Genomic DNA, 1364 nt, shown 5'->3' with positions numbered 1-1364 from the left:
GAGGACGCGGCCACCGCGTGATCCTTCGAGTGAACCTCTCACAGCACCCTCGAACGGAGTCACACGATGACCGCTCCCCACATTGTCGACCCTGCCGGCCTGCTTGGCGAAGCCCTGGCCGAGGCGAGTCCGGACCTGATGCGCCACCTGCTGCAGTCGATCATCAACAGCCTGCTGTCCGCGGACGCCGACGCTGTCGTCGGCGCCGAGTACTGCCGCCCCAACCCCGACCGCCTCGCGCAGCGCAACGGCTACCGGCACCGGCCCCTGGACACCCGGGTGGGCACCTTGGACGTGGCCGTCCCCAAGCTGCGCAAGGGCACCTACTTCCCCGAGTGGCTGCTCGAGCGGCGCAAGCGGGCCGAGTCCGCGCTGATCACCGTCGTGGCCGACTGCTACCTGGCCGGGGTCTCAACCAGGCGCATGGACAAGCTGGTCAAGACCCTGGGCATCGACTCGTTGTCCAAGTCCCAGGTCTCCCGGATGGCCGCCGACCTAGACCAGCTCGTCGAAGAGTTCCGCCACCGCCCCCTGGACCAGGCCGGGCCGTTCACGTTCGTGGCCGCCGACGCGCTGACGATGAAGGTGCGCGAGGGCGGGCGCGTCATCAACGCCGTGGTCCTGCTGGCCACCGGAGTCAACGGTGACGGGCACCGCGAGGTCCTCGGCACCCGCGTGGCCACCGCCGAGACCAGTGCGGCGTGGAACGAGTTCTTCGCCGATCTGGTGGCCCGCGGCCTGAGCGGGGTCCGGTTGGTCACCTCCGACGCCCACGCCGGGCTCGTCGAGGCGATCGCGGCCAACCTGCCCGGCGCCTCCTGGCAACGCTGCCGCACCCACTACTCGGCGAACCTAATGTCGGTGACACCCAAGTCCATGTGGCCGGCGGTCAAGGCGATGCTGCACAGCGTGTACGACCAGCCTGACGCCCCGGCCGTCCACGCCCAGTTCGACCGGCTCATCGACTACGTCACCGACAAGCTGCCCGCCGTCGCCGAGCACCTCGCCGGTGCCCGCGAGGACATCCTGGCGTTCACCGCCTTCCCCAAGGACGTGTGGAGCCAGATCTGGTCGAACAACCCTGCCGAGCGCCTCAACAAGGAGATCCGACGCCGCACCGACGCCGTGGGCATCTTCCCCAACCGCGACGCGATCGTCCGCCTCGTCGGCGCCGTGCTGGCCGAGCAGACCGACGAATGGGCCGAAGGACGCCGCTACCTCGGACTCGAGGTCCTGGCCCGCTGCCGCATCAACATCGTGCCCAGCACCGAACCCGAGATCGGAGCTGATGCCCCACCCGCGCTGACCGCCTGACAACCCCTGCCGAAGGAGCACAGCGCTACACCACTACCCGGGACTTGACC

Annotated in this window: 1 protein-coding gene; it reads left to right on the top strand. The window is 69.4% G+C overall.

Annotated elements, in window-relative coordinates:
• The first annotated feature begins 66 nt into the window (after positions 1–66).
• The gene (locus FXF60_RS16370; protein ID WP_151527047.1) at positions 67–1314 is read left to right on the top strand and encodes an IS256 family transposase; all 1248 of its coding nucleotides are present in this window, start codon (positions 67–69) and stop codon (positions 1312–1314) included.
• Positions 1315–1364 lie beyond the last annotated feature (50 nt).

This window comes from Serinicoccus kebangsaanensis, from assembly GCF_008919445.1.
Classification (GTDB): Bacteria; Actinomycetota; Actinomycetes; order Actinomycetales; family Dermatophilaceae; genus Ornithinicoccus; species Ornithinicoccus kebangsaanensis.
This window is presented reverse-complemented; position numbering and strand designations above follow the sequence as displayed.